A 6,947-nucleotide genomic window follows, 5' to 3' on the forward strand; every position below is an offset into this window, starting at 1 on the left:
CCGTTTCAGCTTTATATTATTTGTTGGAATCGGGATACTTGCAGATTTCGCGGGAATCTGGACGCGCGCAGATTTCCACGCGGCCGCTATTGTCAATCAGGACGACGCTTGCACGGGCACGTTTGGTTGCGATGTCTTTGGCGGAGGCATCGGTCAGTGCGATTTTTACGGAACCATCTGCTACGGATGATGAGTTGATATTACTCAAACTATCGGAGTGAGCAAACATGCCGTTGGGGAAGAATACCCAAAATTGGTTGCCTTTGCTTTCCTTACCTTGGGCGGAAATATTTTTGAAACTGTGTTCTACCTGTCCGGATTGTTGGTTACCGTTCAGAATGATAGTACGTAATGAAATATCGGTTGTATCGTTGGTGTATTTTTTGTCGTTGTTTTTATCGGCGAAGGCGAGCATACCTTGTCCGGAATAGGCGGATTTGCAATCGCCGTTGCTTTTTCCGTCGCTTTTGATTTGGACGGGGCAGACATAAACGGGGAGATTGAGGCGTACAGCTTCGCTGCGGGCGAAGCGCAGAAGGTTGGCGATTTGCTCGGCCTGACTGGCGGCGCGGCGGGAGGCAATCCATTGACTGAGGTTGGGAAAGGCGATGGTGGCCATGATTGCGGCAATGGCGATGACGACCAGCAATTCGATTAAGGTGAAACCTTTTTGTTTGGAATACATGAGTAACCGTGCTTCGTATTGTTGTAAGTAACGTGTGGATTGTGTTTTTATTTCCGCCGCATTTTATGCGTTTGATTTATTTTAAACGATATTACCGTTGATTGCCTAACAAAATCTGAAATCAGACAAATGCGTTGCAGAAATATGTATCAATCTTCCATCATTGCCGCTTCGGGAACATAGGCGGCGTTTTCAAATTTGGTGAATTGGCCGAAGAAGGTCAGAAAAACCTTGCCGGTAGGTCCGTTGCGGTGTTTGCCGATGATACATTCGGCTAGTCCTTTAAACTGGGTTTCGGCGTTGTAGTATTCGTCGCGGTACATGAACATAATCAGGTCGGCATCCTGTTCGATGGCGCCGGATTCGCGCAGGTCGGACATCATCGGGCGTTTGTCGGTACGCTGTTCCACCGTGCGGCTCAGTTGCGACAGGGCGATGACGGGAACTTGCAGCTCTTTGGCCAAGGCTTTGAGCGAACGGGAGATTTCGCCCAATTCGGAGGCGCGGTTGTCGGAGCGGCCGGAACCCGCCATCAGTTGCAGGTAGTCGATGACAATCAGCCCGAGTTTGCCTCCGAACTGTCTGGCCAGCCGGCGCGCCCGCGCCCGAAGTTCGAGCGCGGTCAGGCCGGGGGTTTCGTCGATAAACATCGGAGCGTCGGACAGCTTGACCACCGCTTCGTTCAGACGGCCCCAATGTTCGTCTTGCAGACGCCCTGTTTTCAAAACGTGCTGATCGAGCCTGCCGACCGAGCCGAGCATACGCATGACCAACTGTGCGCCGCCCATCTCCATTGAGAATACGGCAACGGGCAATTTGCTTTCTACGGCAACATATTCTGCAATATTGATGGAAAACGCGGTTTTGCCCATAGACGGGCGGCCTGCGACGATGATTAAATCCCCGGGCTGCAGGCCGGAGGTTTTTTTGTCGAGATCGATGAAACCGGTGGCGATGCCGGTAACTTCGTCGGGGTTGTCGCGTGAATAGAGCATGTCGATGCGTTCGACCACTTCTTTCAACAGTGCGGGCATTTCGAGGAAGCCTTGTTTGGATTTCGCCGTGCTTTCGGCAATCTGGAAGACTTTGTTTTCGGCTTCGTCCAAAAGCTGGCCTGCGTCGCGCCCCTGCGGATTGTAGGCGCTGCGGGCGATTTCGGTACCGACTTCGGCAAGTTGGCGCATGATCGAGCGTTCGCGCACGATTTCTGCATAGCGGCGGATATTGGCGGCGGAAGGGGTGTTTTGCGCCAGTGAAATCAGGTAGTTGAACCCGCCTGCGGCTTCCAGCTCTTCATTGCGTTCCAAGGCTTCTTGAACGGTGATGACATCAGCCGGACGGCTTTCGTTAATCAGGGTTGCGATAACGCGGAAAATCAGGCGGTGCTCGTGGCGGTAGAAATCTTCCCCGTTGACGATGTCGGCGATTCTGTCCCATGCCGCATTTTCAAGCAGCAAACCGCCCAACACGGACTGCTCGGCCTCCATCGAGTGCGGCGGCAGCGATAGGGCGCTGACTTCGCGGTCTTCAGACGGCATATCGTTATAGTCGGTCATGGGAGTGTGTCCTGAACGGTGAGAAACGGTTTGTTATTATAGCGCAGAGGATGCAGGATAGGGACTGGGTATGCGGCGACAAAAAAGGCCGTCTGAAAATTTTTCAGACGGCCTTTCCGGTATCTGCGAACCTTTGATTTTCCAATTACGGCGCATCCCGTTCTTCGACGACGTTGCTGTCGGCGTCAACCGTGATGTAGCGGGTATGGGCGGGGGCGGTTTGTGTGGGGGCATACGGCGGAGGCGGTACCTGTTGCGTTTCGGGTTGCTGCGCTTTTTTCTGTTTTTTCTTGTCTTTTTTCTTTTTGTCGTCGCCGTCGGGGATGGCGGCGTTAATCACGGCACCAGTGCCTTTTACGGCCAGTTTGCCGGCGGTAACGACCGTGGTTGCGGCTAAATCAACTGCGGCACCGACGACGCAGCCGCTCAGAATGAGGCAGGCGGCTAAGGGGGTAAGGTTTTTCAGCTTCATCAGTGGCCGCATCCGCAATGACCGTCGTGTCCGTGTCCGCTGCAACTTGCGGCGGCTTCATGCCATGAATCGTCGCTGCCGTCAAATTCTTCCACTTCGTCGAACCCGCCGTTTTCTACCAATGCAACCAGTTCCGCTAGATTTTGCGCGCCTTCGACCCAGAAACAAGGGGTGTCGGGCGGGGTGTCTGGAGCGAGCAGGGCGGCGATACCGTCGTGCCATGCGAGCCAGTAACCGTTGGCGGTTTGCACAAACGCGGAATCGCGATGGATAGATTCACCGTCGGTGCCGGCCAGCATCCGTTCGGCGATTTCGGGTTGGAAGGGAAGGGTTTGCATGATGGATTCCTTAGATAGAGTCAGGCGACATTGTAATAGGCCGTCTGAAAATCAGGAACATCATTTTATCAGAACAGGCCGTCTGAAAACCCTGCCGTGCCGTGTTTCAGACGGCCTTTTGCTATAATCTTCCTTTTCCCCGAACCGAAAACAGGCGGCAATATGGAAGTCATCCAATACCCCGATTCCCCCTTCAAACTCCACCAACCCTTCCCACCCGCCGGCGACCAGCCCACCGCCATTGCCGGTCTGCTCGAAGGGCTTTCAGACGGCCTGGCCTATCAAACCCTGCTCGGCGTAACCGGTTCAGGCAAAACCTACACCATGGCGAACGTCATCGCCCAAAGCGGCCGCCCCGCCATTATCATGGCGCACAACAAAACCCTTGCCGCCCAGCTTTATGCCGAAATGCGCGAGTTTTTCCCCGAAAACGCGGTGGAATATTTCGTTTCCTACTACGACTATTACCAACCCGAAGCCTATGTGCCCAGCCGTGATTTGTTCATCGAAAAAGACAGCGCGATCAACGAACACATCGAGCAAATGCGCCTTTCCGCCACCAAAAACCTGATGACGCGCGACGACGTGATTATCGTTGCCACCGTGTCCGCCATTTACGGTATCGGCGACCCGACCGAATATCAACAAATGGTGTTGTCCGTCAAAGAGGGCGACACCATCGAGCAGCGCGACATCATCGCCACGCTCGTTTCCATGCAGTACGAACGCGGCGATTTGGACTTCAAACGCGGCAGCTTCCGCGTACGCGGCGACGTGATTGACGTGTACCCCGCTGAAAGCTCCGAAAATGCCTTGCGCATCAGCCTGTTCGACGACGAAATCGACCGCCTCGATATGTTCGACCCGCTTTCAGGCAGCCTGCACCAACGCGTCGGCCGCTACACCGTCTTCCCGTCCAGCCACTACGTTACCCCGCGAGACACCGTCTTGCGCGCCTGCGAATCCATCAAAGAAGAACTGCGGGAACGCATCGAATTTTTCGCCCGCGAACAACGCCCCGTCGAACAACAACGCATCGAACAGCGCACCCGCTTCGACCTCGAAATGCTCTACGAAATGGGCTTCTGCAAAGGCATCGAAAACTACTCCCGCCACTTCTCCGGCAAAAAAGAAGGCGAACCGCCGCCCACGCTGATGGACTACCTGCCAAGCAACGCCATCATGTTCATCGACGAAAGCCACGTTACCGTTACCCAAATCGGCGGCATGTACAAAGGCGACGCATCGCGCAAGCAAAACCTCGTCGACTACGGCTTCCGTCTGCCTTCCGCCCGCGACAACCGCCCGCTCAAATTCCACGAATTTGAAAAAGTCATGCCGCAAACCGTCTTCGTTTCCGCCACCCCCGCCAAATACGAAGAAGAACACGCCGGCCAAGTGGTCGAACAAGTCGTCCGCCCCACAGGGCTGGTCGACCCACGAATCATCATCCGCCCCGTTGCCACCCAAGTCGATGATTTAATGAGCGAAATCAACGACCGCATCCAAAAAGGCGAACGCGTACTCGTTACCACCCTCACCAAACGCATGGCGGAGCAACTCACCGACTATTACAGCGAACTCGGCATCAAAGTGCGCTACCTGCACAGCGACATCGACACCGTCGAGCGAGTTGAAATCATTAGAGATTTGCGGCTCGGATTGTTTGACGTACTCGTCGGCATCAACCTCTTACGCGAAGGCCTCGACATCCCCGAAGTCTCCCTCGTCGCCATCCTCGACGCCGACAAAGAAGGTTTCCTGCGCTCCCACCGCAGCCTGATTCAAACCATAGGCCGCGCCGCGCGCAACGTGAACGGCGTCGCCATCCTGTACGCCGACAAAATCACCGACTCCATGAAAGCCGCCATCGACGAAACCGAACGCCGCCGCGAAAAACAGATGAAATTCAACGAAGAACACGGCATCGTGCCGCAGCAGATTAAAAAACAGGTCAAAGACATCATCGACGGCGTGTACCACGAAGAAGACGGCGGCAAAGGTCGTCTGAAAGGCAAAAACAAAGTTAAAGTCGGCGAAATCCACAACGAAGAAGACGCAATTAAAGAAATCGCCAAACTCGAAAAAGCCATGCAGCAGGCGGCTAGGGATTTGCAGTTTGAAGAAGCGGCGGTGTTAAGGGATAGGATTCGGGGGATTAAGGAAGGGTTGTTGTTTGGGGCGGAGTGAATTTTTTAATAAGGAAATAGGAAATAAAATGAATAGCAAAAAATATAGTGAGCCAAGAAAGTCAATTCCTGAGAGTATTAAAACGCAAATTAGGATAGAAGCTAAGCATTGTTGTTCAATTTGTGGAGCTAGTTCTCCATTAGAATTTCACCATATAGATGAAAATAGAGAAAATAACTCTTTAGAAAATATAATCTTGTTATGCTGTAATCATCATCGAGAGTTTCATAAGGGGAATATAAAAAGGAAAGAATTAGAATTATATAAAAGAAAGCTTTCAACAATTACTAGTAGAAATAATGAATTAGACTTTTATCTTAGAAAAATTGGTTGGGTAACAGATAATTTATTTTTGAATCAATGGTCAAGTATTAATGAAATGATTGGTGAAGAGCATTATATATCAGAATTAATTAGAGATAAATTTATAATGGTGGCTAGCAATATAACTCAAACCAATTTCCCAGATGGTATATATAGTCAGCTTAATAAAATTCTTAATAATTTAGCTAATAGCCTTAATTTGATAGTTTTAGCATTCGCACAAAATCCCCATGTTGAATATGATGCTAGAAGTAAAAAATATTATTTAAGCAGGAGATGGAAAGGGATGTGCTGGTACTCTCCGGAAGAATATAATCGATTACATCAAATTGATGTTGATTTTGAAGAAAATTTATGTGACTCATACGAAAATCTCTGCTTAAATATTCTTAATCTTCAAAAATATATTTGGGAAGAACTAGATTTTGATTATTTAGATAGAGTTCGAATCAAAGCTACATTCTGTAGATATTATTCTCAGCAAGCGTAAATTGGGTCAAGCCCGTAGCAAGCCGTAGCCTGCATGACCAACCACCGCGTGCCACATCCTACCTGTGGGCGGCACAAGCTTTAAAACCAACGTGTAGCGTGTGTGCGGTACGCACACACGCGTTTTTGCCATTCAAACCATTGTTTCAAATTTTCAGACGACCTTTGTTTCATTTCAGGCAACGAATATAATAACGCATAGCAAGCGTAGATTAAATATTTTATTTAACACAGCAACTTTGGAGATAATAAATGAACATTGAATATTTATTAAATATTTTAAAAGATAGGGGATATATCAGCATTCAAGATGATAGAAACTTACATGGAAGAGCATCCAGTGATCATTTATTGAGTGAGTTACGGAAGAATGATAAATCAGGCATGGAATTAAAAAAATATGGTATGTATCGTCCAACAGAATTAGTAGACATTTATTGGATTCAAAATGATACCCATGAGGATATTCATGATGGTGTGTTAGATATGAAAAATATTATGGAAGATATTTATTTGGAAGAACTTCACAAATTACAACAAGACATGTAGCAAGCCGTAGCCTGTATCCCTCCTACCGCGTGCGTGGCTACGCCACACACCCTACCTGTAGCGGTACAAACTTTAAAACCAACGTGTAGGGTGTGTGTGCGGTACGCACACACGCAGTGTTTGAATTAACCGATAATCTATACATAAACAAATCTGTACAGCCCACTAAAACAACAAAATCCCATAGGTACGGCTCACCGCCTCAAGCGGCGTAATCGTACGCATGTTAAAGGCCGTCTGAAAGCACAGTTTCAACGAAGCTAAAACTGCTTTTCAGACGGCCTTGTTTCTTTCATTTTCTCAAATCCCCTAATCCGTCATTCCCGCGCAGGCGGGAATCCGGG

General features: G+C 49.7%; 7 protein-coding genes. 3 read left to right on the forward strand and 4 right to left on the reverse strand.

Annotated features, from left to right (window positions below; all coding sequences use genetic code 11):
• Window positions 1-16: 16 nt before the first annotated feature.
• From ACI43T_RS10130 to ACI43T_RS10145, 4 genes are all read right to left on the reverse strand, one after another.
• Entirely contained in the window at window positions 17-685 is a 669-nt protein-coding gene (locus ACI43T_RS10130) for a GspH/FimT family pseudopilin (RefSeq protein ID WP_293277832.1), read from the reverse strand.
• A gap of 149 nt (window positions 686-834) precedes the next feature.
• Window positions 835-2,241 (reverse strand): replicative DNA helicase, encoded by a 1,407-nt coding sequence (gene dnaB, locus ACI43T_RS10135; RefSeq protein WP_297958251.1) that lies wholly within the window; start codon window positions 2,239-2,241, stop codon window positions 835-837.
• 145 nt (window positions 2,242-2,386) lie between these two features.
• Complete coding sequence (locus ACI43T_RS10140) at window positions 2,387-2,713, reverse strand: NF038104 family lipoprotein (protein ID WP_405386861.1); 327 nt, start codon at window positions 2,711-2,713, stop codon at window positions 2,387-2,389.
• Window positions 2,713-3,051 (reverse strand): hypothetical protein, encoded by a 339-nt coding sequence (locus tag ACI43T_RS10145; protein WP_405386863.1) that lies wholly within the window; start codon window positions 3,049-3,051, stop codon window positions 2,713-2,715. The genes ACI43T_RS10140 and ACI43T_RS10145 overlap by 1 nt, the downstream gene beginning before the upstream one ends.
• Window positions 3,052-3,213: 162 nt before the next feature.
• Here ACI43T_RS10145 and uvrB point away from each other — a divergent pair, with 162 nt between their 5' ends.
• From uvrB to ACI43T_RS10160, 3 genes are all read left to right on the forward strand, one after another.
• Complete coding sequence (gene uvrB / locus ACI43T_RS10150; protein WP_377082283.1) at window positions 3,214-5,241, forward strand: excinuclease ABC subunit UvrB; 2,028 nt, start codon at window positions 3,214-3,216, stop codon at window positions 5,239-5,241.
• Between the two features lie 28 nt (window positions 5,242-5,269).
• Entirely contained in the window at window positions 5,270-6,055 is a 786-nt protein-coding gene (locus ACI43T_RS10155) for an HNH endonuclease (protein ID WP_405386866.1), read from the forward strand.
• Between the two features lie 251 nt (window positions 6,056-6,306).
• Complete coding sequence (locus ACI43T_RS10160) at window positions 6,307-6,603, forward strand: hypothetical protein (protein WP_405386868.1); 297 nt, start codon at window positions 6,307-6,309, stop codon at window positions 6,601-6,603.
• Window positions 6,604-6,947: the final 344 nt, after the last annotated feature.

The organism is Neisseria oralis (genome assembly GCF_045062685.1).
GTDB classification, from domain to species: Bacteria; Pseudomonadota; Gammaproteobacteria; order Burkholderiales; family Neisseriaceae; genus Neisseria; species Neisseria oralis.

Coding starts and splice junctions, on each gene's coding strand:
- ACI43T_RS10130 (WP_293277832.1), bottom strand. CDS start 685: ATGTATTCCAAACAAAAAGGTTTCACCTTAATCGAATTGCTGGTCGTC.
- dnaB (WP_297958251.1), bottom strand. CDS start 2,241: ATGACCGACTATAACGATATGCCGTCTGAAGACCGCGAAGTCAGCGCC.
- ACI43T_RS10140 (WP_405386861.1), bottom strand. CDS start 2,713: ATGAAGCTGAAAAACCTTACCCCCTTAGCCGCCTGCCTCATTCTGAGC.
- ACI43T_RS10145 (WP_405386863.1), bottom strand. CDS start 3,051: ATGCAAACCCTTCCCTTCCAACCCGAAATCGCCGAACGGATGCTGGCC.
- uvrB (WP_377082283.1), top strand. CDS start 3,214: ATGGAAGTCATCCAATACCCCGATTCCCCCTTCAAACTCCACCAACCC.
- ACI43T_RS10155 (WP_405386866.1), top strand. CDS start 5,270: ATGAATAGCAAAAAATATAGTGAGCCAAGAAAGTCAATTCCTGAGAGT.
- ACI43T_RS10160 (WP_405386868.1), top strand. CDS start 6,307: ATGAACATTGAATATTTATTAAATATTTTAAAAGATAGGGGATATATC.